The sequence below is a fragment of the Sulfurospirillum sp. E15m genome, assembly GCF_059415145.1.
The window spans coordinates 26,871-51,808 of sequence record NZ_JCAHZS010000003.1; the positions used below are offsets into that span (position 1 = coordinate 26,871).

Below are 24,938 nucleotides of genomic sequence, written 5' to 3' on the forward strand. Positions count from 1 at the left end.
CAATGAAATTTGTTTCTATATTAATGGGAAGTAAGAGTGATTATACGGTTATGGAAGAGTGTGCAAAAACACTTGAAAAATTTGGTGTTATGTATGAAGTCATTGTTTCTTCAGCGCACCGAAGTCCAGACCGAACCCATCAATATGTTAAGAATGCTGAAGCCAAAGGGGCGAAAGTTTTTATAGCAGCTGCTGGTATGGCGGCACATTTAGCAGGTGTTGTTGCATCGCTTACGACCAAACCCGTCATTGGAGTACCGATGAAAGGTGGCGTTATGGAAGGAATGGATGCATTGCTTAGTACCGTTCAGATGCCAGGAGGTATGCCAGTAGGCACTGTGGCAATTGGTTCAGCAGGCGCAGTAAATAGCGCGTACCTTGCCATGCAAATTTTAGCGATTGAAGATGAAGAACTGAGCTCAAAACTCAAAGAAGATCGTATTTTAAAAGCAAAAAAAGTTGAAACGGATTCAATGGGTATTGAAGTTATCTTATAGATAAGGTAGTGTCATGAACAGTTGGTTAGAGATTGAAGAGTTTAGTGCTTTAGTGAATTTAGATGTTTCTGCTATTAAAGCATTAATCGATGAGGGTAAACTCATTGCCAAAGAAGAAAATGGACGTTGTTTTGTTGAAGTGAGCCGAAGTGCACAAGCACTTATCCCTGCAACACAAGGCGTTGTTCTTGAAGAAGGCTTTGGCGGTTCTAATCAAAATCTAACGATGAGTTCCGAGTTTGTTGAAAAAACCGTAGGTGCTATTTTAAGCTTGCATGAAAAAGTCCTTGATGCGAAAGAAGAGACGCTTGATGCACTCAAAAGTGAAAACCACTTTTTAAAAGAGGCGCTATTTTCAATGCAGGAGTTATACGATGAAGATCGTAAAACCATAGAAACACTTACGAAGCAAATAGAGCTTCTCCAAGATGAGCTTGAATTTACCAAACGTAAATATAAAATGATGTGGAACAAAGCTGTTGAAAGTTATACCCCACAAACTAAATAATGTTTTACATGTAAAAGGAAGAAATAGTGTTAACCTTTAGTCAAATGCTTTTAAATCTACAAACTTTTTGGCAAGATCAAGGATGTACGATTGTGCAACCTTATGATATGCCAGCGGGTGCTGGAACATTTCACAATGCAACGTTTTTACGAAGTTTAAGCAGTAAACCGTGGGCAACAGCCTATGTCGCACCAAGCCGTAGACCTACTGATGGCCGTTATGGTGAGAACCCTAATCGTTTAGGAAGTTACTATCAGTTCCAAGTGCTCATTAAACCAAGTCCTGACAATATTCAAGAGCTTTATCTAAAAAGTTTAGAGATGCTCGGACTTGACATCAAAAAACATGACATTCGTTTTGTTGAAGATAACTGGGAATCTCCAACCTTGGGCGCATGGGGTCTGGGTTGGGAAGTGTGGCTAGATGGTATGGAAGTAACACAATTTACCTATTTTCAACAAGTCGGTGGTATTGCGTGTAACCCAGTTTCGGTTGAAATTACTTATGGTGTTGAGCGCCTTGCGATGTATTTACAAGAAAAAGAGTCTGTTTTTGATTTGGTATGGAATGAAAATCAATTTGGTGTAACGACCTATGGTGATGTTCATAAGCAAAGCGAATATGAATTTAGTAAATACAATTTTGAAATCGCCAATGTTGCTATGTTATTTGAACACTTTGAAAATGCACAGGTTGAATGCAAACGCTGTTTGGAAGAGAACTTACCGTTGCCTGCGTATGACTACTGTTTGATGGCATCGCATACATTTAACGTGCTTGATGCACGCAAAGCTATTTCCGTTACACAACGTCAAAATTATATTTTAAAAATTCGCGAGCTTGCTAAAGGGTGTGCTGTGAAATATAAAGAAGTGGTTGGTTAATGCGCTTAGGCGAAATTTACGACTACTTAGATGCCCTCAGTCCTTTTGCCACGCAAGCAAGTTGGGATAACAGTGGATTGCTGATTGGTCGGAGTGAGGATGAGGTAGAACACATCTACCTTAGCCTCGATGTGGACAGTGCTCTTTTACAAGAAGTGCTTCCTTGTTCACTTATTATTGCCCATCATCCGCTTATTTTTAGTGGATTAAAACAGCTAAATTTTGCACAGTATCCCTCTTCTTTGATTCAAACGATGATTCAAAAAAATATCAGTTTGATAGCGATGCATACCAATTTTGATGTGTCGCATTTGAATCGTTACGTTGCGAATAAATTAGGCTTTACTGTCATAGAAAGTAGAGAATTTGTAGCATATTTTGATGCCAATCAATCTTTAGATGCATTACTTTTACATGTAAAAGAGGTTTTAGGGCTTGAACATGTGCATTGTGTCAATGCAAAACAATGGATTGGAAGATGTGCTATTACCACTGGAGCCGGTGGTGATTTGATTTCAAAAATAGATGCCGATTGTTTCTTAAGTGGTGATTTCAAATACCATCAAGCATTAGAAGCAAAGGAAAATAACCTTTCATTAATCGACATAGGTCACTTTGAGTCCGAGCGCTATTTCCCAGAGTGTTTGGCTCAATATTTGAAAAATTTGCCATTAAAGGCTATAATGTCAAATTCTAAAAATCCGTTTGAGTATAAATAGAGGACATAAAAGATATGAATAAGTATTTAGAGCAGTTAATTGAGCTTTCCAAGTTAGACAAAGAGATCGATGATTTTGGTCCACGTATTGCCAAAGTAGAGAAGACATTGAAACTCTCTATGGATAAAGAAAAAGAGTTGAAGCACCAAGCAGAGGCATTTCAATCAGACATCGCAGATGCAAAACTCAAAAAAGGTAAAAACGAAGCACATTTAGCTGAATTGTCTTCCAAATTAAAAGATTTTGCTAAAAAGAGCGCTATTGTTAAAACCGCAAAAGAGATCAAAGCGTTACAACTTGAAGAAGAAATTGCAAAAGAACAATGTGATTTTGCCAATGAAGAGATCGCACGTTTAGAGAAAATCATTGATTTAAAACAAGCAAACATTGCTACATTGCAAGAAAAAATTGCAGAATCAGCCGCAGAAGCTGAGAGTATTAAAGCTTCTATTGATTCACAAATAGCACAAATTGATGAAGAACGTAAAAATGTTTATCAAGCAAAAGATGAACTCATTTCCGCGATGAGCCAAAAAATCTTGACGTTTTATCAAAAAATTAGAAAATGGGCACAAAACTCAACCGTTGTTCCTGTGAAAAAGCAAGCATGCTATGGCTGTTTTATGAGAATTAACGATAAAACATATGCCAGTGTATTAAAACAAGACGATATTATCACATGCCCACATTGTGGCCGTATTTTATATAAAGAGATTGAGGAAGTAGAGGCATAAGCATTGCGCTTTGTCTATTTTACTCTGGCAGTGCTATTGTATATCGTAGCATTGCCTTTTTTAGTGTATCTTCGTTCTAAACCAAAATATCACGATTCGATTCCCGCACGTTTTTTTTTAAAAGATAACCCGCGTTTTGATGTTCAAGGCATATGGTTTCATGCATGCTCTTTGGGCGAAGTACGCTCATTAAGTCCTTTTATCGAGAAATTAGCACATGAGACTGTGTGCATCAGTGTGATTACGCAAACAGGGTTTAAAGAGGCAAAGAAACACGCTTTTGCGCATGTGCGCTATTTGCCGTTTGAGATTTTTTTACCTTTTTGGATGAATAAGCACAAGGTTTTAGTGGTGATGGAAGCAGAACTGTGGCCACTGCTTTTTATAGTTGCAAAAGCAAAAGGCATTAAAACAGTGCTTTTAAATGCGCGAATATCAGATCATTCATACCGTTCGTATGCCAAATGGGGCTGGTTCTATCGTTGGATATTTAAGCATATTGATTTAGTATTAGCACAAAGTGACGAAGATAAAACTCGGTTAATGCAGTTAGGTGCAAAAGAGATTGATGTGTGCGGCAATATCAAACAGTTTCAGCGTTATGAAGTGACAAAGTCTTATCCTAAAAATAGGGCGAAACGACTCATCATTCTTGCAAGTACGCATGAAAAAGAAGAGGCACTTATTCTCGATACTATTGGGTTGAAACCAAATGATCAAGTGGTTGTTGTTCCAAGGCATCCTGAGCGTTTTGAAAAAGTTGATGCATGGCTTCATGATTATGCTAGAACACAGCAGCGAAGTTATACACGATTCTCTGAGTATGGCTCGCTAGAGTCTGATGTGATATTGTGTGATACAATGGGCGAACTCATTAATCTGTATGCCATTGCAGATATCGTGATTTTAGGAGGCTCGTTTGTAGAAGGTGTTGGTGGACATAATCCACTAGAACCTGCATTTTTTGGCGTTAAATTAATCAGTGGAGAGTCTATTTTTAATCAAAAAGTTCTGTTTGCTTCAGTTGAAAACAGTATTACATGTAATAGCAATACATTAGGGCACATTTTTGAAACCATAGAGCAGTATCCTGCCAGTTCAATTAGCCACGGTGGTGATGTCACGCCACTTTTAGAAAAAATTTTAGGATAAAATGATGGAAAAAGCATACAAATTATTAGCCCTTCAAGAGGGCATTTCAAATCGCGCAGCAAAAGATTTAATCGACCGTGGCGTTGTGTATTCTGCCGGCAAAAAAATTAGTGTCGCACGTGGGGAATTAAGCCCGAGTACGAAATTTAAAATTGAAAAAATAGCGCCTATTAAAGTGTTGTTTGAAGATGAATTTATTATGGCAGTCGATAAGCCTGCCTTTATGACATCCGAAGAAGTAGCTGAAATAAAAAAGCTCCCTCTTTTACATCGCCTTGATCGTGAAACCAGTGGAGTCTTACTTTTAACTAAAGATGATGAGTTTAGAAAAAAAGCAGTCAATGCGTTTAAGCGAAGAGAAGTTCAAAAAGAGTATATCGCTATTGTTGAAGGTAAAGTCGTTGAAGCCATGACTATTAATGCACCGATTCTTACCATCAAAAAAGGCAATACCGCTTACAGTAAAATAAGCGATGATGGGAAAGAGGCAATCAGCCATATCGAACCTTTAATGATTGAAGGTAAGCGCTCTAAAATTAAAGTATCTATTGAAACAGGACGAACCCATCAAATTAGGGTACATCTTAAAAGTATCGGTGCTTCCATCTTAGGCGATACCGAGTACGGTGGCCGTCCCTACAAACGCTTGATGCTCCATGCATCAAAAATTATGCTTTTAGGGTATATTTTTCAGACAAAAGAACCTGAAGATTTTCTGAAATTTAGTCTTTGATGAAAAATAATTTCAAAATGAATGAATTCCCTTTGTGTAGGCTTTACAGCTCTTTATATGGCAAAAAAATCGCTATAAAAAGTGTGTTCACTTTAAGGATTTATTTAGTTTAAAGTATTTATTTTGTATTATTACATCCTTTTGCCAACAGCAAAATAGATTTGATTAGATTTTAAGAAGGATAGTTTGTGTTTGAGGTTTTAACCGATTCGTTTCGTTCAGCCATCAATAAAATTCGTTTCAGTGATGATGAAAAATCGTTAAAAAGTGCATTAGAAAATTTAAAAAAAGCACTTTTAAAAGCCGATGTTCACCATAAAATTGTACGCGATCTTGTGCGCCAAGTCGAGCTTGATACGAAAGCTAAAGGCATTGGGCAAGTCAATTTTTTACGTTCTCTTAAAACAAATCTAACGCAAATTTTAACGGTACCTGGGAAGCAAGGATTTGTATTTGCTCCAAAACCGCCAACAACGGTTTTAATGGTAGGATTACAAGGTAGTGGTAAAACAACCACAACCGTTAAATTAGCCAATTATCTTAAATTAAAACAAAAAAAAGTATTAGTTGTTGCATGTGATTTACAACGTTTAGCTGCGGTTGAACAGTTAAAACAACTGTGTTTGGCCAATGAAATCGATCTCTATTTTGAAGAGGCAAGCGCTAATCCTGTCTCCATTGCTAAAAATGCAATGAAAAAGGCTAAAGAGGGTTTATACGATGTCGTATTAATCGACACAGCCGGTCGTTTAGCGATTGATGCTGAATTGATGGATCAGCTTGAAGCCATTAAAAAAGAAGTCACTCCTGATGAAGTTTTCTATGTCGCAGATTCTATGACGGGACAGGATGCTGTTCGCAGTGCGGTGATGTTCCACGAAAAAATTACATTAAGCGGCGTTATTTTAAGTAAATTTGACGGCGATGGAAAAGGTGGTGTCGCACTTGGTATTGCAGAGCAGACCAATGTACCACTTCGTTTTATCGGTGTGGGTGAGAAAGTTGCAGATTTAGAGCACTTCATTCCAGATCGAATCGTAAGTCGTTTGATGGGCGAGGGCGATCTTGAAACCTTGGCTGAAAAAACAAGTTCTATTATCGATGAGAAACAAGCAAAAGCACTGACTAAAAAGATTAAAAAAGGTGAATTTAACTTCAACGACTTTTTAGAGCAAATGGAGCAGATGAAAAAACTAGGAAGCATGAAGTCCTTGATTGGCATGATTCCAGGTCTCTCCTCTATGGCGGGGAAATTGCAAGATGTCGATATGGAAAATTCCGTGGAGATGAAGCGAATCCGTGCGATGATTGGCTCTATGACCAAAAAAGAGCGTGAAGACCCAGAATTACTCAATAACAGTCGAAAAAGAAGAATTGCGGAAGGTTCAGGTCTTTCACAAGTGGAAGTCAATCGCTTTTTAAAACAGTTTGCCAATGCTGCGAAGATGGCAAAAAAGTTTTCAGGCAAAAAGGGAATGCAAGACCTTCAAAACATGCTTGCTCAAAGTAAACACGCACACCTTCGTTAAGGTGTGACGGTTTATATCTACATGTAAGCTTTACATGTAAATCTAAGTCGTTTAAAAACAGACAAGAAAACTTAAGGAGACCATAAAAATGGCAACAGTTGTAAGATTAACACGAATGGGTAGAAATAAAACTCCATTTTACAGAATTGTCGTAACAGACAGCAGAAAAAAACGTGACGGTGGTTCAATCGAGACAATCGGTTACTATAACCCACTTAGCAATCCACAAACTGTAAAGTTTGATGCAGAGAGACTTGCATACTGGAAAAGCGTTGGCGCAAAGCTTAGTGACAGGGTTGCTAAAATCACTGGTAAATAATCATGATTGACAAATTTCTCGAAGAGTTTGCCAAGCTTTTGGTAGACAATCCAGCAGGTGTACGCGTTGAGCGAAGCGATGTTGATGGAACATTTTGCGAAGTTGTCATCTATGCAGATAAAATTGATACTGGTAAGTTGATTGGTAAAGATGGCAAAATGATCAATTCACTCAAGACACTTATCTCTGGATGTAAAGCAAAAGACGGGAAATCTTACAGAGTTACTGTCAAAGCTAACGATGAATAATCAATCTTCTCTCATTGAAGTCGCTCAAATTGGGCGACTCGTGGGCTTAAAAGGTGAGCTAAAACTTCACCTGCAATGTGACTTTCCCGAACAGTTTAAAAAAGGCAAAACGTTTACGACCCAAAAAGGTGAAACGCTGGAAGTCTTTTCGTACAACCCTTCTCGTGAATTGATCTCCTTTGTGGGTTACCAAGACAGAGAAGTGGCGGCAAAACTTGTCAATACACTTCTGTTTACCACGCAAGAAAATTCGATTCAAGAATGCGCTTTAAAAGAGGGTGAATTTTTTTGGTTTGATTTGATTGACGCACGTGTGATAGACGAAGATGGCACACTTTTAGGTGTTGTCGATGAGATCGAGCGTATTGCCGTGAACGATTATTTGGTGATTAAAACCGATGAAGCGTTGGTTAAAAAAGGGCTGGCTAAAACGTTTTATATGCCTTATATTGATCGGTATATCATTACGTTTGATAAAGTAAAAAAAGAGGTGCTTTGTAAAGACGGTTTGGGTATTCTGGAGAATTCCTAAATGCGCTTGACCTATGTGACCCTTTTTGAAGGATTGATCGCTTCGTATTTTGAAGATTCTATTCTCAAACGGGCTATTGCAAAAAATCTCCTGAGCGTTGATTTTCAAAATCCAAGAGAATTTACAAACAATAAGCACGGTAAGGTAGATGACTATCAAGCCAGTGGTGGTGCAGGATTGGTTTTATTCCCACAACCTCTTTTTGATCTATTGCGTCATATTAAAAAAGACTCTCATGATGCGTATATTATTTTTCCGACACCTTCTGGAAAATTGTTTACGCAAAGCGATGCTAAACGGCTAGCTGGCAAGAAACATTTAGTTTTTGTGAGTGGTCGGTATGAAGGAATAGATGAGAGAGTGATTGAAACATTTGCCGATGAAGTGTTTTGCATTGGTGATTATGTTTTGACAGGTGGAGAATTGCCAAGTTTGGTGATGAGTGATGCGATAAGTCGCAATATTGAAGGCGTTTTGGGTAATAGTGATTCGTTAAGTGTTGAAAGTTTTGAACAGCCTCTTTTAGAAGCACCGTGCTTTTCAAAACCGCCGATTTATGAAAATAAATCTTTGCCCTCAGAGTTTTTAAAGGGAAATCACGCTAAAATCACAAGCTTAAAAAATAAAATGTCTGAATCTAAAACAAAATATTTCAGACCAGATCTGTTTTCTCGCTTTAGCGTGAAGCATTAGACATGACATAAAGGATCATAAAATGAGAAATAAATATATCGAAGCTTTTGAAGCAGGACAGATTTCTGCGAAGAATGTTCCTGAATTTAGAGCAGGTGACACATTAAGAGTTGCCGTTAAAATTAAAGAAGGCGACAAACAACGTGTTCAAAATTTTGAAGGTATTTGTATCGCTAGACGCGGAACAGGTACTGGTGAAACATTTATGGTAAGAAAAATTGGCGCTAACGGTATTGGCGTTGAGAGAATCTTCCCAATTTTTTCTGATAGTATTGAAGAGATTGTTGTTTTAAGACGTGGTATTGTAAGACGTTCAAAACTCTTCTATCTTAGAGATAGACGCGGTAAAGCTGCAAAAATTAAAGAACTTAGAAAATAATTTTTATCAGGTGGTAACGGTCTTGGTGTTGCCACCTTCTTCTCTTTCCTCCTTTAAATCTTTAATCTTGAAAGTTTTTTATGCATCTTGACGAGCGCTGTATTCATTGTATTTATGACCAGACAAAACGAGTTTGTGAGCTTTTACATCTCAATGAAACTCAGTCAAAAAAAATTGATTCATTGGCTCATCAACATATAGCCTCTTTTGATATGAATCTTACACCCCCTCACAATGCGGCTCCGCTATACGAAGCGATAGCTGAATCTTTAGGTGTGGAAGATTTATATGCTGCTTTCAAAGCAGAATCTTCTCAAAAAGCAAAAGCCTTTATTCCATTATGCGAAGAGCACCTTTTTTGTAGCAACGATAAATTATTGACCGCTACTAAGACAGCTGTTGCCGGGAATGTCATTGATTTAGCTGCTGTCATGCTTTATGACTTAAGAGAAGAATTAGAAAAAATTTATCATACGCCCTTTGCAATTGATGATGTAAACGCATTAGAAGCACAATTACGTATAACACACACCTTAGTCTATTTGGCCGATAATGCCGGCGAAGAAATTTTTGATAAACTTTATATTAAAACCTTAAAAACGCTTTTCCCACAACTTGATATTTACTATTTTGTACGAGGACGTCCTATCATCAATGATCTTACATGTAAAGATGCTTTGGCTTCAGGAATGAATGAAGTTGCAACGATTGTAGACAGTGGTGTTCCAACCCCTGGTTTAGTGCTAGAATTCATGCATCAAGAGGCTCGTACTCTTTTTGACAAGGCAGAGTGCATTATTGCTAAAGGTATGGGGAACTATGAATGTCTCGGCGAAATGAAAACACATCCCATTTTCTTCTTATTCAAAGTAAAATGTGCGGTTGTTGCCAAGGCTGTTGGTGCTAGCCTTGGCGATATTATTTGTAAAAAAGGGTTTTAGTTACTCCACTTCTTGGTAGGCTTCATATAACTTCTGAACACCACTTTGAATTTGCTCTAGCGTTGAGTTGGTATAGTTGAGTCTGCCAAAAGAGCTGACACGTTTATCCGCAAAGAAGACGCTACCGGGTACAAAAGCGACCCCTTTTTTAATTGCACTATCAAAGAGTTTCATGCTATCTGCACATTTTTTAAAATTGACCCAAATGAACATACCTCCTTCTGGCACAACAAATTCGATGCTGTCTCCAAAATAGTGATGCAAGGCATTAACCATGGCATCTCTTTTGGGACGATAATAATCCACTAAGCGTGTAATATGTGCATTTAATTCACCATTTTTCATCATATACGCACAGATAAATTGAAAAAATTTAGAGTTCTGAAGGTCTGTACTTTCTTTACTAAGTGTTAATGCACTGATAATATCACTCGGTGCTTTTATCCAGCCAATGCGAAAATCAGGGGCTAATGTTTTTGAAAATGTCCCCAAAGCAATTGTCAATTCAGGTAATAAATCAGCAAATGCAGTGGTTTGTTTTCCATCATAACGCAGTGCTTCGTACGGACTATCTTCGAGCAAAATAACCTGATATTTTTTAGCAAGGCGTACCACTTCTTCTCGATTTGCTAGGGTATAGGAATATCCTGTTGGGTTTTGAAAAATAGGAATGGTATAGAAAAATTTTGGTTTATTCTCTTTAAATAGTTTTTCTAAAGCAATGGTATCGACCCCTGTTGAATGTAGTGGAGCCGCTTTAATATCGGCATCATACATATGAAACAGACCTAATGCCGCTAGATAGCTTGGGTCTTCAACCACAATACAATCTTTCGCATCTAAAAATGTTTTACACACTAAATCCAGTCCTTGTTGTGAACCATTAGTGAGCATAATCTCTTTTGACGTTGTATGTTGATATTTTTTAGCAATTTCAACTTTAAGTGCTTCGACACCGGAAGCGTTACTGTATTGAAAAAGACGGTTGTCTTGTGTTGCAAAAAGCTCCTTAGCGTATTTTTCAATATGCTCTCTTGGAAACAAAGCCGCATCAGGAAGTCCACCTGCAAAGGAGATAATGGTATTTTGTGCCGTTAAATCCAAAATGGTACGTGTGAACGACCTTGATGCGGTGGTGATGCGTTGTGCAAATTTGGTTTGCATTGTTAAACCTTTAACGTTAATATGAGTGTGTTATTATAAGTTATAATGAATAGTTGTGCTACCAATAAAAAGAGATTATCTTTGTCCATTTGTGCTATAATTTTTTTATGAAACATAAGCACAGCACAAAAAATGACTATATTGAACGCGTGAACGAAGTTTTATGCTATATTCACGGCGATTTGCAAAAGAACTTTAGCGTCGAAGAATTGGCTTTATTTGTCGCTATGTCGGTCTTTCATTTTAATCGTATTTTCAAAGAAATTGTCGGTGAGAGTGTTCATGCGTATATTAAACGCGTTAAACTAGAATATGCCGCAAATCTCTTGCTCTTTAACCCTGATGCCACGGTTACTCATATTATGCATGAAGTGGGGTTTTGTTCGAATGCCTCTTTTACACAAGCGTTCAAAGAGAATTTTGGCGTAACACCTACAAAGTGGCGTGAAGTGGATAGAGCGAATGAACATCGCGATTTTTCGTTCATCGACAAACCTTTACATGTAAAAATAGCAATGATGCCTAGTTTCGAAGTCGCTTATGTAAGACATAAAGGGTATGACCGTAGTATTAAAATGGCATGGCTAAAATTACAAGAGTGGGCATTGCGCCATCAGGTTCATTTTGACGAACACGTGATGATTGGCTTGCACCATAGCAATCCACGCTTCGTCGAATCTTCAAAATGCCACTATGTTGCCTGTTTAGAGCTACCAAAAGAGCGTAAATTTTATCGCAATGCTGAAGTAGGCGTGATGAAAATTCCCCAAACATTTTGTGCTATTTTTTCATTGCAAGGCGTTTATGGAGATTTGAAAAAATATATGGACGTCATTTACCATGAATGGTTTCCCAAAAGCGACTATGAAAAGGCCTCTTTACCTTCTTTTGCCCTGTATCGACAAAACCATTTTATTGACCCTTCTGAAACATTTGATTTGGATTTTTGTATTCCTGTACGATTTAAATAGATTTTTTTATGATTAATTACTCATCTTAAGCTGTGCGCAAACAAACCAAAGTTACAATCGTCTTAATATCACAAAAATGACACAAGGAGATTGTCCCATGAATACTTTACTACTGATTGTTCCGCTAGGCGTTGTATTTACGGTAGGTGCTTTTCTTATCTTTGAGCACAGAGCTATTAGTGCGAAAAAACGTAAAGAGGCTGAGGGATTGCCGCCACCAAGTGTTGAAGATTTTTATGAGAAATTTAAACGCTATGATACGCTCTCAAATATGATTGGTTTTTTTGTGAGTAGCTACGTGATATCTTTAGCATTAGCAACCGTTCACTATGACCCAAGTTATGGGGTGTTGCATGCGCTCTCTTACATTTTTGCGACAACGTTTATTGGTACATTAATCATTTTTGGAATGAAATTAAAAAGAAGCATTTTAGTGCAAGTGTTTGCTTCATTTTTGTATGGTGCGCCTCACATTTTAGCAGCTGCTCTTGCTTTTTTAACACGTTATCTTATCGCATAATCAAAGGGTGCTTTTTGCACCCTTTTAGTCTTTTTGGGTTATAATTTGTCAAAAAGAGTACTCCATGAAATACCCTCCTATATTTATTACTGCCACGAATACGGATGTCGGTAAGACCTATACAACCCTTAAATTGCTTGAAACACTTTCTAAACAAGGTCTTAAAGTAGGGGTGATGAAGCCAATCGAAACAGGTGTGATCACACAACCTGAAGATGGCACCAAGCTTTTTGAAATGGCAAAACAGTATCATCCCTCTCTTGAAACATTGACTATCAAGGACATCGTTCCTTACCAATTTGAACTTCCTGCTGCACCGTATGTTGCTAAAGGAAGGAAAAAAATAGATTTAAATATCCTTCAAAATGCCTATGAAAAGATAGAAGCGTTGTGTGATATCGTTTTAATAGAAGGCGCAGGAGGGCTCTTAGTGCCGATTGAAGAAGATTTTTACATGTATGATTTTATTAGACTTTTTCAGGCAAAAACATTGCTTGTTGGGCATGACCAATTAGGTTGTATTAACGATATTTTACTGAATTTGCATCTCTTAGATAGTTTAGGCGTTGATGATTATGAGTGGTGTATCAATAGTAAAAGTGAAGCAAGTAAAGAGGCTTTCCAAAAAATTACTCTGCCATTTTTAAAGAAACTATTTGGCAGAGTACTTTTTGTTCAAGAAAATATGAAAACTATCGCTGAGAGCTTAGTAGCTAACCGAAACATTGATTCTGATAAACTCTAAAGGTTTGTCAGAGTATTTCACTATAGTTTGGTTTTTATAGGTGGCAATATTGCGGTACCCCATAAATTTTTCAGAGCTTTTCTCTTCATAACGCGTGGTACAACGTCTCTCGGTTCTATACCCTGGAGGCGGTGTTTCATGTGAGTTTTGTTCTGCTAAATTTTTACCAACCAATGTACCGACGATAGCACCACCGACAGTTGCGGCTGTTTTGCCACTGCCTCCACCGACTTGATGTCCCAAAATACCACCTGCAACACCACCAATAACAGCCCCTACGGTTCCACTGCCGTCATTCGAAGAAGATTGCGGGGCGTAATGTGTTTCAATTTGTTCATCCCAACACTCTTGATACGGCGTTCTGGTTGTGACCATTCGGTATTCTGGTTTGCTACTGATGACGCGCACATCCTCTTGAAAGCTCATTGTCTCCGCATAGAGGAGAGAACCTAAAAGTAGAAGGGAACCAGCAAAGATTTGTTTCATGTTATCTCCTTTTTTGGAAGAATTTTAACACAGAGATATCAACGAAGTGTTAATGAAACTTACAGTCATCTTTTGTTAAAATTTTAATAGAATTATCAAGGAGCATTGCGTGAAGCATTTGATTAATACACGGGACTTTTCACTGGAAGAAGTAGAGCAAATCCTCGCACGAGCAAGTGAGTTTTTAGACGAAAAACCACGAGATATTTTGAAAAATAAAACTGTGATTACGATTTTTTTTGAAAATTCGACCCGAACACGTAGTAGCTTTGAAATCGCGGCAAAACGTCTTGGTGCGATGGTCGTAAGCCTTGATGTTTCTCGTAGTTCTTCCAGCAAAGGTGAGACGCTCTTTGATACTGCTGCCAACCTTGATGCAATGGGCCCTGATGCGATTGTTGTGCGTCATAAAAGTTCAGGCGTTCCGCATATCTTAGCCAATTACGTTAATTGTCCTATCGTCAATGGCGGCGATGGTAGCCATGCCCATCCTACGCAAGCTCTTTTAGATTTATTTACGATGAAGCGACATTTTGGTGATGTCAGAGGCAAAAAAGTTGCTATTGTCGGCGATATCAAAAATTCACGTGTAGCAAATAGCAATATTGAACTGCTCGCACGCATGGGTGTAGAAGTCATCCTTGTGGCACCACCTCATTTCTTGCCGCAGACTACTTTAAGAACGTATCATCGTATTGAAGATGTTATCGATGAGGTCAATGTGATTATGAGCCTTCGTACCCAAACTGAACGCCACGCCAATCAGATTTATGCTTCGTTAAAAGATTATGCCAATGATTTTTGTATTACGTCCAAACTGATGAAAGACCGCGACATCATCGTCTTACATCCAGGTCCCGTACATCGTAATGTTGATGTAGATGACTTTATGATGAAAGATCCTCGCTCAAAAATATTGGAACAAGTTAAAAACGGCGTAGCTGTGAGAATGGCTGTTTTGGAGAAGTTGATTGAACATTGAGTTTGCACAAAAACTCAATCAATTCGGTTGCACAAAAACACCGTTCTTTTTCGTCATTGATTATGCGGCAAAGCATTTTTATGTCAGCGAACTTGATGCTTTAGATGATGATATTTTCTTCTCTTTTGAACGTGATAGCAACGTTCAAGACCCTTTTACATGTAAAAACTTTTCATGGCATAAAACGTATCCTGATTATGCGTTGTATCAACAAAAAATCAATGCCATTCAGCGCGAAATTGAAGCGGGCAATACGTACGTATTAAATTTAACGGCTCAAACACACGTTGTGCCTAACGAGACGATGCTGACTCTTTTTCATGCAGCAAAAGCACCGTTTAAACTCTATTTTAAAGATCAATTCGTCTGTTTTTCGCCCGAGCGGTTTGTCAAAATTGAACAAAATACCATCAGTACGTTTCCTATGAAAGGCACGATTGACGCGAATCTTCCGCATGCAACCAAATGCATTTTAGAGGATGAAAAAGAAAAAGCAGAGCATGTGATGGTGGTTGATCTTTTACGTAATGATTTGTCAATGGTGGCAAAAAACGTTTGTGTGGAGCAGTTTCGCTATATTGATAAAATTCAAGCAGGTGAGAAAGAGTTGTTGCAGGTGAGTTCTAAAATCACAGGAAAATTAGACAGTAATTGGCATGAAAAGGTTGGCGATATTCTTGCGACGTTACTGCCCGCAGGCTCTATCAGTGGTACGCCTAAAAAGAGCAGTGTCGCGATAATCGAAAAGATTGAAGGCTATGAGCGAGGTTTCTTTACGGGCGTCTTTGGTGTCTATGATGGCGTGTGTTTGGACAGTGCTGTGATGATTCGTTTTTTAGAAAAGACAGATGAAGGATTTGTCTTTAAAAGTGGTGGAGGCATTACGGCACTCAGTGATGCGCAAAAAGAGTATGAGGAGTTGTGCGATAAAGTCTATATCCCGTTGCTTTGAGACACTCAAAGCCGTTGATGGCACGGTTCAGTACATGACTTATCATCAAGCTCGTTTTGAAAAAACGAGACATCAGCTTTACCAAGCCCATGATACGCTTGTATTAAGCGAATACCTTCAACCGCCTTCTGTGGGAACCTACAGAGTGCGGGTTGAATACGATACAACGATACAAAAAATTGAATATTTACCGTATATTCCACGTGAAATACAGCATTTTGCGTGTGTGGAGTCTTCTTTCTCGTATGCGTATAAATCGTGTAACCGAGAAGAACTTCATGCGGCGATAGTACCGAATGTGGATGATGTTATTTTTACATGTAAAGGGTTGTTGCAAGACACGTCCATTGCCAATATTGCTTTATGCATTGATGGACACTGGTACACACCCAAAAAGCCACTCTTGGAAGGCACAACGCGGGCTAGATTATTGGAAAATGGTATGTTGAAGGCTGAAAGTTTAGACATGAAAAGCCTTCAAAAAGCGCAGAAATTTGCTATAATGAATGCTCTTATAGGATTTAGAATTATTGAAAATGTATTAATTAAGGAATAAGTTTTGAATTGGGATTTATCAGCACTGTATGAAAATGAAAATGCACTTGAAACCGATTTGCTGGATGCAAAAAACCGCGCAATCAGCTTTGAAAATGTGTGCAAAGGCAAGCTCAAAGAGTTACATGTCAATGAGTTTTTAGAATCGATTCGAGAATATGAGTCGATTAATGAAAAGCTTGGTCGCATTATGACATATGCTTTTTTGAAATTTGCCACCAACAGTGACAACGGTAGTTTCTATGCCAGATACCAACAAGAGCACAGTTCTATTGCTGAACATTTGCTCTTTTTTGAATTGGAATTTAACAAACTTACAAAACCAAAACAAGAAGAGTTGATTGCTTCATCACCGCATTATAAATTTTATTTAGAATCGTTAATGGAAGAAAAACCCTACCAACTGTCACAAAAAGAAGAACGCATTCTTCTCAAAAAAGAGATGACATCAGGTTCTGCCTTTAGCCGTTTATTTGATGAACATTTTAGCCGCCTCACATTCAGCTATGAGGGGAAAAAACTCTCCGAAGAAGAGATACTTAGTAAACTGCAAGATACAAATCGAGAGGTTCGTAAAAATGCTGCCAATGCGTTTACGAAAGGGCTTAAGCCTCACCAACCTCTTTTGGGGTATATCTTCAATATGATTAAAACAGATTTGTCCAACGAGTGTGAGCTTCGAGGCTATAAAAATGCTGAACAACCGCGCCATCTTGACAATAAAATTACCCAAAAAAGCGTTGATGCCCTCATCAAAAGCGCGGAAGACAGTTTTCATTTGGTGCATGAATATTATGCCCTCAAAGCTAAATTGCTAGGGTTTGATACCTTGTATGAGTATGACCGTTATGCGCCACTTGAAGATAAAGCATCTGAATATGATTTTGAAGCTTCAAAGAAAATTGTTTTAGAAGCGTTTAACCAGTTTAATCCTAAATTTTTTGAAATCGCTTCGATGGCATTTGAGCAAGGTTGGATTGATGTGTTTCCCAAAAACAAAAAACGAGGGGGCGCTTTTTCGCATCCTGCCACTCCTTCAACACATCCCTACGTACTTTTGAATCATACCAATACCAGACGCGACCTATTTACATTAGCGCATGAGCTAGGACACGCCATTCACCAATACCTCTCCCGTGATGTGGGTTATCTTGCCAGTGATACCCCTCTGACAACTTCCGAAACGGCTTCTGTATTTGCTGAAATGTTGGCGTTTGATGCTATCAAAGAAAATTTGACGTTGGATGAAAAACGTTCTTTATATGCCAGTAAAATTGAAGATATTTTCTCCACATTATATCGCCAAATCAATTTTACGACATTCGAGCGAAAAGTACATGCACATGAAGGGGAACTAGACCTTCCTACGTTTAATCGTTATTGGATGGAAGAGAGCCAAAAAATGTTTGGTAAGAGTATAGAGCTTAGTTCTAATTATCATTTATGGTGGAGTTATATTCCACATTTTATTCATTCACCTTTTTATTGTTACGCGTACAGTTATGGTCAATTACTTGTTTTAGCCCTTTATGGACTGTATAAGAAGAGCGATAAAACACTGTTTGTTCAAAATTATACAAGTTTCCTAGCTGCGGGCGGTAGCCAAAGCCCTAAAGAGCTGATTAAAAAATTTGGCTTTGACATTGAAGATGAGCAGTTTTGGCAACTGGGTATTGGCGAGATTGAAATTCTCTTACAAGAGTTTAAAGGAATGTGTGATGCTTGAAACATTGTTGGGTAGTGAAGAGTTCCATGGGTTAATGAAACAACATATCAAAGAGGTACTTGAGTTATTACTGAAACGCGGTGTGAATTTTTCTATTTTGACCAATATCTCCGATGTGAACTTTGACCCTATTTTGCCTGTTGAAATTAGTCAAAATTTCAAACCTATTACCATGTTCTTTTTAGCAGGATATACCTTTGAAAGTACGCAAATTTATAATAATACGTTGAGTTTTGAAGCAGGCTTTGGAAATGATAATTTTGGCTCACTCGTTAGTTTCCCATTAGAAGCCATCTTGCAGATTATTGTTGAAGAGATTCCTGTCTTTATTAATCTCAGCACACCACCGCCAAAAGCTGCAGTAAAAGAGCCACAAGAAAATGGACTCAAACGCTCTATGAATGCGTTTTTGTCCAATCCTCATAATCAAAAATTGATGAAAAAGTAGCCTTAAGAAGGTTTAATGTCTTGTTTGCTCATCATGTAGTTAATTACATTATCGATTAGTGCATCGTGTTTGCGATCTTTAATGTAGCAAAGATAGAGCATACGTGTTAATTTCAAGCCTTTCATCTTGGTCGTAAAGAGTTCACCTTTTTCAACTTCATCCGCAACGATGTGTTTGGAAAGAATCGACACGGTAGGGGTTTCTTCAATACTTGCTTTCATCAGTGTATTTTTTACAGCGGTTGAACTTGTGACAATACTTTTGACTTTAAAACTTTTACAATCAATGTCCATTTTTTCAAATGTTTCATGGATGATTTTACGCGTGTTAGACTCTTCTTCTCTGCATATCCAGTTGTACGAGAGTAAATCTTCTTTTTTAACCAATTTTGGAAGCGGCGAACGACTGGTAATGACAAGCTCATCTTCAAGCCACTCACGGTAGATGATGCCCTCTTGGAAAATAGGTGCTTCAATCAACGCTAAATCTACTTTTTTGTCCAGTAGTTTTTCTGTAATTTCTGCGGCATCTTCTACTTTAAGCATGACGTTGTTTTTTATAGCTTCTTGAATGTCATTTAAAAAGTTTGGTAGGATGTAATTGCCAATAACAGGCGACGCTCCTAATACAAAAATGACTTCTTTATTCACAAGACGTAACATTTCTCTCTCAGCAGCTAAAAGATGCTTTTCGAGTTTTACGGCCATTTTAAAAAGCTCTTCCCCCGCGGTTGTGAGCTTAATACCATTTTTTTTACGATCAACAATCTGAATATCCAAATACTCTTCAAGTAATTTGATTTGTTGTGTGACCGCAGGTTGGCTAATGCCTAATTTTTTGGATGCTTTAGAAAAACTTTTTTCTCGCACAACGGTTAAAAAGGTTTCTACTTTAGAGAAATCTTTAAGCATAAAAAATCCTTCAGTATATTATAAATTTCTGTTACAACTTTTACTCATTATAACTAAAAATAATGGCAAAAACAATGACATTTTAGATTAGTTTTAAGTCTACATGTTTAGTGCCTTTTGGGGCACACAGAGTTTGGCTTAAACTTTTTTCGCTATAATAAATAGAATTTATATCATCACAAAGTAGATAAACGATGCAAGATTTAGAGATGCTCAATGAATCACAACAAGATGCCGTCAAATGTGTCGATGGACCTGTTCTTATCTTAGCAGGTGCTGGCAGTGGTAAAACCAAAACGATTACATCAAGACTAGCGTATTTACTTTCACTAGGAATCCCGCCTGCCAATACGCTTACACTGACATTTACCAATAAAGCAGCGAGTGAAATGCGTGAACGTGCGATGGCGATGATTGAAGAGCATACTTATCCTCCCTTACTCTGCACATTCCATAAATTTGGACTCCTTTTTTTAAAATTCCATATTGAAAAAATAGGGCGTAAAAATAGTTTTGTTGTGATTGATACCGATGATAAAAAACGTATTTTAAAGAGTTTTAATACCAGTACGGAACTTCCAACTGGAATGATAGCCAGTGAGATTTCACGCTATAAAACTTCTTTGCTTGATCCTAAAACGGCCTGGGAAAAAGCAGAACAAAAAAGCTATCAAATAATCGCAAAATTGTATGAACAGTATGAAAATTACTTGCAAGAAAACAACCTTGTCGATTTTGATGATTTATTGGTATTGCCTTATAAAATTTTAGAATCCGATGAAGCATTGTGCGAACAAGTGTCTCAAAGGTATCAGTATATTATGGTTGATGAGTACCAAGATACCAACGAACTTCAGTATAAACTCCTTCGAAAATTGTGCCATAACCACAATAATCTATGCGTGGTCGGTGATGATGACCAAAGCATTTACGGGTGGCGTGGTGCGAACATCAAAAATATTTTAGAGTTTCATGAGTCATTTGAAAATGTCAAAATTGTCAAATTGGAAAAAAACTACCGTTCAACATCTCAAATTTTAAAAGCCGCCAATGATTTAATCGAGCATAACAGAGGACGCATCGGAAAAATCTTGGAGAGCACTAAAGGCGATGGCAAAGCGATTGAAGTCATGGACTCACACGACGAAAATCAAGAGGCTTCAACGATTGCGAAACGCATCAAGAAGCTGATTCAAAGTGGTGTAAATCCAAAAGATATTGCTGTGTTATACCGTATCAATGCGCTGAGTCGTTCCCTTGAAGAAGGACTCAATAAAGAGCAAATTCCTTACAATATGGTCGGTGGCGTGAAATTTTACGAAAGGGCTGAGGTGAAAGATGTCATTAGTTATTTAAGAATGATAGCAAATCCTCATGATGATTTTTCTATTAAGCGCATTATAAACCGCCCGAAACGTGGTCTTGGAAAGGTGACGATTGAGCGTATCTTTAAAGCAGCCTACGATAGCAGGCAATCCGTTTACGAGTATATTACATGTAATGAAGCTACGATTGAAAAAGAAGCGACTAAAAAAGCCGCATTAGCGCTTAAAGAGTTTGTCCAAAATATCGCACATATGCAAAGTATTCAACAAAATTCGACCTACGATATGATTGATGCCATTGAAGAAGCATTTGCGATTAAAGAGTACTATAACAACCAGCCAGACTCGATTGAACGTCTTTCGAACATTGATGAGTTTTATGGTCTTTTTAGAGATTATGTCAAACAAAACCCACAAATGGGTGTCGATGATTTTCTCAATGAACTTGCTCTTCAAAGCGACCAAGACCAAATTGACAGTGAAAATATCTCGATTATGAGTATCCATGCGAGTAAAGGTTTGGAATTTGAATATCTCTTTGTTATTGGCTTAGAAGAGGGATTTTTTCCTCTTATTGGCGATGGAAGTGATATTGAAGAGGAGCGCCGTTTAGGGTATGTCGCCATTACGCGTGCGAAGAAAGAATTGACGCTTAGTTTTTCTGGCAGTCGCTTCTACAAAGGACGTAGAACGGAACTGACCAAAAGTCGCTTTTTAAAAGAAGCCGGTGTGTGTGAGGGCAGTCTCATTTTGGAAAAAACCACTTCGTTTAAAAAAGGCGATTTAGTCAAACATAAAATTTTTGGGATAGGGCGTGTCACGGAAGTGAGTAAAGTGGGGCGAGAGTTTAAATTACAGATTAATTTTAGCGGTACACGAAGGGATATCTTGGCTTCATTTGTGGAGAAAATCTAGTGGATAACCGCCTTTTTGTTGCCTATAAGCCAGCAGGCATGGTCTCCAACCACTTTTTAAGCCGTATTAAAAGACGCTATAACATTAAAAAAGCGGGTTTTTCTGGAACACTTGACCCTTTTGCAGAAGGTGTGCTTATCATCGCTTTTGGGCAGTTTACAAAATTGTTTCGATTTTTAAAAAAAGCGCCAAAAACGTATCGTGCGACGCTTTGGATTGGGGCGAAGAGTCCGACACTGGATAGTGAACAAATACAAAGCGTTCAAGAGATGATGCCTTTTCATCCTGATTCGATTCATTTTATTCTCAACAGTTTAGTAGGCGAACTGACCTATCTTCCACCAAAATATTCTGCCAAAAAGATTGAAGGGCAACGTGCGTATGATTTGGCCCGTAAAGAACAAGATTTTGAACTTCATGCAATAACGAGCAGGGTGTATGATTGCCACTTGGTGCATTATGCACACCCTTTTTTAACCTTTGAAATTACTATTTCTGAGGGTGGTTATATCCGAAGTATTGGCGAAATGATTGCCCAAAAATTAGGATTTGACGGTTGCTTAAGTGCGTTAAATCGCCTCAATGAAGGGAAGTTTGTTTACCAAGACGAGCTAGAATTAGACCCATTGGCGTACCTAGATGTTGAAAAAAATGAGTATTTAGGCGATAAAAACGATATATTATTGGGCAGAAAGCTTTTGGTTGAGCATTTTGCAAATCAAACGGAGGGCATCTATCAATTAGTCATTGATGAAATGCTAAGTATTGTGCAAATCAGCGCAAATGGAGTAGAATATTTACTCAATTTACTATCGCTTAAAAAGGCGTCATCATGTTAATACTTACACGAAAAATTGGCGAGGGTGTTGTTTTGAATGAAAACATCACTGTCAAAGTCATTGAAATATCAAAAGGTGTTGTAAAATTGGGCTTTGAGGCACCCAAAGATATGTTGATTTTGCGCGAAGAATTGGCACATGCCATTAAACAAACAAATATTGAAGCTAGTAAAAGCATTAGCTCAGATGCACTATTAAGTTTGAGCCAAAAGTTAAAATAATGCAGTATCAAGCCTTTGCTAAAGTCAATATCTTTCTAAAAGTTATAGGAACCCGTGGTCATTACCATGCGTTAAATTCGCGCTTTATGCGTGTGCATTCATTGTACGATACCTTAGAATTTGTACCTAAACGCACACAAGAGCCTTTTGAGCTGCGTGGAGATTTTAATTGTGCCTTAGAGCACAACACCGTGTATAAGATTTTTTTAGCGTTACAAAAAGCAGGCTTTGCCAAAGAGGTAACCTCTGTCATGCAAGAATACGCTTTACATGTAAAAAAAGTGATTCCAACAGGAGCGGGGCTTGGCGGCGGTAGTAGTGACGCGGCCACCTTTTTAAAGATGCTCAGTGATGTCGGTGGCTTAAAGCTTGGTATTCGCGAAAAAATGGAAATAGGCTCATCCGTAGGAGCCGATGTTGCTTTCTTTGCCTCTGAGTATGTGAGTGCAAATGTACGTGGCGTTGGTGAGATTGTTGAGAAGTTCGATGAAGAAGCATTGCCGATTGAGGTCTTCACACCGCCAATTGCTTGCAATACAGCACATGTTTATCAAACATTTCGGGAATATTTTTTGCAATCTATTCAACCAGAATTAGCTCAAGAGATGATGCATCTTAAGAGTATTGATATATTAAAATCTTATACCAAAGAAGCACTGAACGACCTTTTTGCCGCTTCTTTGAAAGCTTACCCTGCGCTTCAAGCTTTTGCCAAAGATGGTTGGTTTTTCAGCGGTAGCGGAAGCAGTTTTTTTAGAATAGTGGAGAGATAAAGATGGGCGAACCTGTTGCACGCAATAAAAAAGCGTTTCACGATTATGAAATTTTAGAAAAGTTAGAAGCGGGAATGGTTCTTCAAGGCAGCGAAGTCAAAGCCCTCAGGCAAGGTAGGGTAAATCTCAAAGATTCGTTTGTCAAAATTATCAAAGGTGAAGCCTTTTTACTCAATGCGCATATTTCACATTTATCGACGGCAAATCTAAATTATGCACCTAATGAAAGGGCTCCTCGAAAGCTCTTGTTGCATATGAAACAGTTACGTAAGTGGGACATGAAAGTCGCTAAAGACGGTCTAACGATAGTGCCATTAGCCATTTATTTCAATGCCAAAAATCTTGCTAAAATTGAGATTGCTTTGGCTCGAGGAAAGAATGAGCACGACAAACGAGAGAGTCTTAAAGAGAAAGATGCCGCACGCGAAGCTAAAACGGCAATCAAAAATCATCTTTATAAAGAGTAATTTACAAATCATTTATGCAAAACTTGTAAAATTAAGTCTGAAGAAACAGAGGATAGGAACATGAAACAACTCAAAACCATAATAATAGCCTTAATGGCACTTCTTTTTTTAGTCGGATGTGGCTCAGAACCTACTAAAAATGTTACAAATGTTATTGAGACATATAAAGATGGCGATAAAGTAGAGTTAAAAAGCGTTTCAGGAGCAAAAATAACACTTTTGCGTAAAAATGGCGGCTTTGTCATTGAAGATGATGAAGAAAAAATTATCATGTTTGATATTTTTGGTACGTTTTGTGCACCTTGTCAAGAAGAAGCACCTTCTTTGATGGACTTTCAGTTGCAAAATAGTGATGATGTGATGCTGATTGGGCTGAACTTTTTTGAAGAGGTGAGTGATGAGTATGTTGTCGAAAATTTTGCGGCAAAGTATAACGCTTATTATTTTATCAGTAATGCACCGACAAATAAAAAGCTTGTTCAGACGATATTAAGCGATATAAAATACAAAGAGACGCTTCAAGTTCCTTTTAAAGTGATTTTAAAAGATGGGGCATATCAAAAAATAACCGATATCTATAATAACAATCCTGAGAATAAATTTTATCTTGGGAAAGTTGGTTTGGATATCATTCAAAAAGATATTGATAAATTAACAGCAAAATAGAGGTCAATAGATGCCCAAACAGCAAAGCGAGTTTCAAAACGAAGTCATCGAAGAGAGTGAGATAAAAGAGCCTCGTTTGTATAAAGTGTTACTTCTCAACGATGATTATAGCAGTATGGATTTTGTCATTAAAGTGTTAATGCAAATCTTCCATCACAGTTTTGAGAAAGCGACGGAGATTATGCTGAGTGTCCATGAACAAGGCAAGGGGTTGTGCGGGGTCTATGTGCATGAGATAGCTGAAACAAAAGTGGAATGTGTACGTAAAATGGCAAAAGAGGAAAAATTTCCACTTCGTGCCATCATGGAAGAGGAGTAAAAGTACCAAATATGAGGCTAGCGCTTTGGGTGAGCTTTGACAAAAAAGCGTGTAAAAGAAAAATTTTCTGCTTCGGAAGAGGCAA

The 24,938-nt window shown here is 38.0% G+C and carries 32 protein-coding genes; 29 read left to right on the forward strand and 3 right to left on the reverse strand.

Annotation, left to right across the window (positions count from 1 at the left end):
* Positions 1–2 precede the first annotated feature (2 nt).
* From purE to AC5SLP_RS05710, 14 genes are all read left to right on the forward strand, one after another.
* A complete protein-coding gene (gene purE, locus AC5SLP_RS05645; protein ID WP_495254177.1) occupies positions 3–497 on the forward strand; it encodes a 5-(carboxyamino)imidazole ribonucleotide mutase in 495 nt (164 codons plus the stop codon).
* Between the two features lie 13 nt (positions 498–510).
* Positions 511–1,005: a DUF3972 domain-containing protein gene (locus tag AC5SLP_RS05650; RefSeq protein ID WP_495254178.1), complete on the forward strand. Its 495-nt coding sequence runs from the start codon at positions 511–513 to the stop codon at positions 1,003–1,005.
* 26 nt (positions 1,006–1,031) lie between these two features.
* Positions 1,032–1,889 carry a glycine--tRNA ligase subunit alpha gene (gene glyQ / locus AC5SLP_RS05655; protein WP_263833292.1) on the forward strand — a complete coding sequence of 286 codons (858 nt, stop codon included), beginning with the start codon at positions 1,032–1,034 and terminating at the stop codon, positions 1,887–1,889.
* Positions 1,889–2,608 (forward strand): Nif3-like dinuclear metal center hexameric protein, encoded by a 720-nt coding sequence (locus AC5SLP_RS05660; RefSeq protein WP_495254179.1) that lies wholly within the window; start codon positions 1,889–1,891, stop codon positions 2,606–2,608. The genes glyQ and AC5SLP_RS05660 overlap by 1 nt, the downstream gene beginning before the upstream one ends.
* A gap of 14 nt (positions 2,609–2,622) precedes the next feature.
* Complete coding sequence (locus tag AC5SLP_RS05665; RefSeq protein WP_495254180.1) at positions 2,623–3,342, forward strand: zinc ribbon domain-containing protein; 720 nt, start codon at positions 2,623–2,625, stop codon at positions 3,340–3,342.
* A 3-nt stretch (positions 3,343–3,345) separates the two neighbouring features.
* Positions 3,346–4,494, forward strand: a complete 1,149-nt coding sequence (gene waaA / locus AC5SLP_RS05670) for a lipid IV(A) 3-deoxy-D-manno-octulosonic acid transferase (RefSeq protein WP_495254181.1) — start codon at positions 3,346–3,348, stop codon at positions 4,492–4,494.
* A 4-nt stretch (positions 4,495–4,498) separates the two neighbouring features.
* A complete protein-coding gene (locus AC5SLP_RS05675) occupies positions 4,499–5,227 on the forward strand; it encodes an RluA family pseudouridine synthase (protein WP_495254182.1) in 729 nt (242 codons plus the stop codon).
* 188 nt (positions 5,228–5,415) lie between these two features.
* Positions 5,416–6,756, forward strand: coding sequence for a signal recognition particle protein (ffh, locus tag AC5SLP_RS05680; protein WP_495254183.1), 1,341 nt, complete (start codon positions 5,416–5,418; stop codon positions 6,754–6,756).
* An 88-nt stretch (positions 6,757–6,844) separates the two neighbouring features.
* Positions 6,845–7,075, forward strand: coding sequence for a 30S ribosomal protein S16 (gene rpsP, locus AC5SLP_RS05685; RefSeq protein WP_067177161.1), 231 nt, complete (start codon positions 6,845–6,847; stop codon positions 7,073–7,075).
* A 2-nt stretch (positions 7,076–7,077) separates the two neighbouring features.
* The gene (locus tag AC5SLP_RS05690) at positions 7,078–7,323 is read left to right on the forward strand and encodes a KH domain-containing protein (protein WP_067177159.1); all 246 of its coding nucleotides are present in this window, start codon (positions 7,078–7,080) and stop codon (positions 7,321–7,323) included.
* A complete protein-coding gene (gene rimM / locus AC5SLP_RS05695; protein ID WP_495254184.1) occupies positions 7,316–7,855 on the forward strand; it encodes a ribosome maturation factor RimM in 540 nt (179 codons plus the stop codon). The genes AC5SLP_RS05690 and rimM overlap by 8 nt, the downstream gene beginning before the upstream one ends.
* Entirely contained in the window at positions 7,856–8,548 is a 693-nt protein-coding gene (trmD, locus tag AC5SLP_RS05700; RefSeq protein ID WP_495254185.1) for a tRNA (guanosine(37)-N1)-methyltransferase TrmD, read from the forward strand. It abuts the gene before it with no gap.
* A gap of 22 nt (positions 8,549–8,570) precedes the next feature.
* Entirely contained in the window at positions 8,571–8,927 is a 357-nt protein-coding gene (gene rplS / locus AC5SLP_RS05705; protein ID WP_495254186.1) for a 50S ribosomal protein L19, read from the forward strand.
* Between the two features lie 80 nt (positions 8,928–9,007).
* A complete protein-coding gene (locus tag AC5SLP_RS05710) occupies positions 9,008–9,868 on the forward strand; it encodes a damage-control phosphatase ARMT1 family protein (RefSeq protein ID WP_495254187.1) in 861 nt (286 codons plus the stop codon).
* On the opposite strand, the gene AC5SLP_RS05715 is transcribed toward AC5SLP_RS05710, so the two are convergent.
* On the reverse strand, positions 9,869–11,032 hold the full coding sequence (locus AC5SLP_RS05715) for an aminotransferase-like domain-containing protein (protein ID WP_495254188.1): 1,164 nt from the start codon (positions 11,030–11,032) through the stop codon (positions 9,869–9,871). It lies immediately after the preceding gene.
* Positions 11,033–11,181: 149 nt separating this feature from the next.
* Here AC5SLP_RS05715 and AC5SLP_RS05720 point away from each other — a divergent pair, with 149 nt between their 5' ends.
* From AC5SLP_RS05720 to bioD, 3 genes are all read left to right on the forward strand, one after another.
* The gene (locus tag AC5SLP_RS05720; protein WP_495254189.1) at positions 11,182–12,003 is read left to right on the forward strand and encodes an AraC family transcriptional regulator; all 822 of its coding nucleotides are present in this window, start codon (positions 11,182–11,184) and stop codon (positions 12,001–12,003) included.
* A 97-nt stretch (positions 12,004–12,100) separates the two neighbouring features.
* Positions 12,101–12,523 carry a hypothetical protein gene (locus tag AC5SLP_RS05725; protein WP_495254190.1) on the forward strand — a complete coding sequence of 141 codons (423 nt, stop codon included), beginning with the start codon at positions 12,101–12,103 and terminating at the stop codon, positions 12,521–12,523.
* Positions 12,524–12,587: 64 nt separating this feature from the next.
* On the forward strand, positions 12,588–13,268 hold the full coding sequence (gene bioD, locus AC5SLP_RS05730; protein ID WP_495254191.1) for a dethiobiotin synthase: 681 nt from the start codon (positions 12,588–12,590) through the stop codon (positions 13,266–13,268).
* Here the strand turns inward: bioD and AC5SLP_RS05735 are convergent.
* On the reverse strand, positions 13,230–13,754 hold the full coding sequence (locus AC5SLP_RS05735) for a glycine zipper 2TM domain-containing protein (protein ID WP_495254192.1): 525 nt from the start codon (positions 13,752–13,754) through the stop codon (positions 13,230–13,232). The two genes, bioD and AC5SLP_RS05735, sit on opposite strands and share 39 nt — an antisense overlap.
* Before the next feature lie 109 nt (positions 13,755–13,863).
* On the opposite strand from AC5SLP_RS05735, the gene AC5SLP_RS05740 reads away from it, so the two are divergent.
* Genes AC5SLP_RS05740 through AC5SLP_RS05760 form a run of 5 tightly spaced genes read left to right on the forward strand, consistent with a single transcriptional unit; the run spans position 13,864 to position 18,417 of the window.
* Positions 13,864–14,736, forward strand: a complete 873-nt coding sequence (locus tag AC5SLP_RS05740) for an aspartate carbamoyltransferase catalytic subunit (protein WP_495254193.1) — start codon at positions 13,864–13,866, stop codon at positions 14,734–14,736.
* The gene (locus AC5SLP_RS05745) at positions 14,726–15,688 is read left to right on the forward strand and encodes an aminodeoxychorismate synthase component I (protein ID WP_495254194.1); all 963 of its coding nucleotides are present in this window, start codon (positions 14,726–14,728) and stop codon (positions 15,686–15,688) included. The genes AC5SLP_RS05740 and AC5SLP_RS05745 overlap by 11 nt, the downstream gene beginning before the upstream one ends.
* Positions 15,689–15,722: 34 nt before the next feature.
* On the forward strand, positions 15,723–16,244 hold the full coding sequence (locus AC5SLP_RS05750; protein WP_495254195.1) for an aminotransferase class IV: 522 nt from the start codon (positions 15,723–15,725) through the stop codon (positions 16,242–16,244).
* A 3-nt stretch (positions 16,245–16,247) separates the two neighbouring features.
* Positions 16,248–17,969 carry a M3 family oligoendopeptidase gene (locus tag AC5SLP_RS05755; protein WP_495254196.1) on the forward strand — a complete coding sequence of 574 codons (1,722 nt, stop codon included), beginning with the start codon at positions 16,248–16,250 and terminating at the stop codon, positions 17,967–17,969.
* The gene (locus tag AC5SLP_RS05760; protein ID WP_495254197.1) at positions 17,962–18,417 is read left to right on the forward strand and encodes a hypothetical protein; all 456 of its coding nucleotides are present in this window, start codon (positions 17,962–17,964) and stop codon (positions 18,415–18,417) included. Before AC5SLP_RS05755 ends, AC5SLP_RS05760 begins: the two co-directional genes overlap by 8 nt.
* Positions 18,418–18,419: 2 nt before the next feature.
* On the opposite strand, the gene AC5SLP_RS05765 is transcribed toward AC5SLP_RS05760, so the two are convergent.
* The gene (locus tag AC5SLP_RS05765) at positions 18,420–19,328 is read right to left on the reverse strand and encodes a LysR substrate-binding domain-containing protein (RefSeq protein WP_495254198.1); all 909 of its coding nucleotides are present in this window, start codon (positions 19,326–19,328) and stop codon (positions 18,420–18,422) included.
* A gap of 194 nt (positions 19,329–19,522) precedes the next feature.
* Between AC5SLP_RS05765 and AC5SLP_RS05770 the strand changes: the two genes are divergently transcribed.
* From AC5SLP_RS05770 to clpS, 7 genes are read left to right on the forward strand one after another with little or no spacing between them, the layout of a single operon-like run.
* The gene (locus tag AC5SLP_RS05770; RefSeq protein WP_495254199.1) at positions 19,523–21,568 is read left to right on the forward strand and encodes an ATP-dependent helicase; all 2,046 of its coding nucleotides are present in this window, start codon (positions 19,523–19,525) and stop codon (positions 21,566–21,568) included.
* Positions 21,568–22,407: a tRNA pseudouridine(55) synthase TruB gene (gene truB, locus AC5SLP_RS05775; RefSeq protein ID WP_495254200.1), complete on the forward strand. Its 840-nt coding sequence runs from the start codon at positions 21,568–21,570 to the stop codon at positions 22,405–22,407. The genes AC5SLP_RS05770 and truB overlap by 1 nt, the downstream gene beginning before the upstream one ends.
* Entirely contained in the window at positions 22,401–22,628 is a 228-nt protein-coding gene (csrA, locus tag AC5SLP_RS05780) for a carbon storage regulator CsrA (protein WP_495254201.1), read from the forward strand. Before truB ends, csrA begins: the two co-directional genes overlap by 7 nt.
* Positions 22,628–23,401, forward strand: a complete 774-nt coding sequence (locus AC5SLP_RS05785) for a 4-(cytidine 5'-diphospho)-2-C-methyl-D-erythritol kinase (protein WP_495254202.1) — start codon at positions 22,628–22,630, stop codon at positions 23,399–23,401. Before csrA ends, AC5SLP_RS05785 begins: the two co-directional genes overlap by 1 nt.
* A gap of 2 nt (positions 23,402–23,403) precedes the next feature.
* Positions 23,404–23,868, forward strand: a complete 465-nt coding sequence (gene smpB, locus AC5SLP_RS05790; RefSeq protein WP_495254203.1) for an SsrA-binding protein SmpB — start codon at positions 23,404–23,406, stop codon at positions 23,866–23,868.
* A 60-nt stretch (positions 23,869–23,928) separates the two neighbouring features.
* Complete coding sequence (locus AC5SLP_RS05795; RefSeq protein WP_495254204.1) at positions 23,929–24,534, forward strand: thioredoxin domain-containing protein; 606 nt, start codon at positions 23,929–23,931, stop codon at positions 24,532–24,534.
* A 10-nt stretch (positions 24,535–24,544) separates the two neighbouring features.
* On the forward strand, positions 24,545–24,853 hold the full coding sequence (gene clpS / locus AC5SLP_RS05800; RefSeq protein WP_495254205.1) for an ATP-dependent Clp protease adapter ClpS: 309 nt from the start codon (positions 24,545–24,547) through the stop codon (positions 24,851–24,853).
* Positions 24,854–24,938 lie beyond the last annotated feature (85 nt).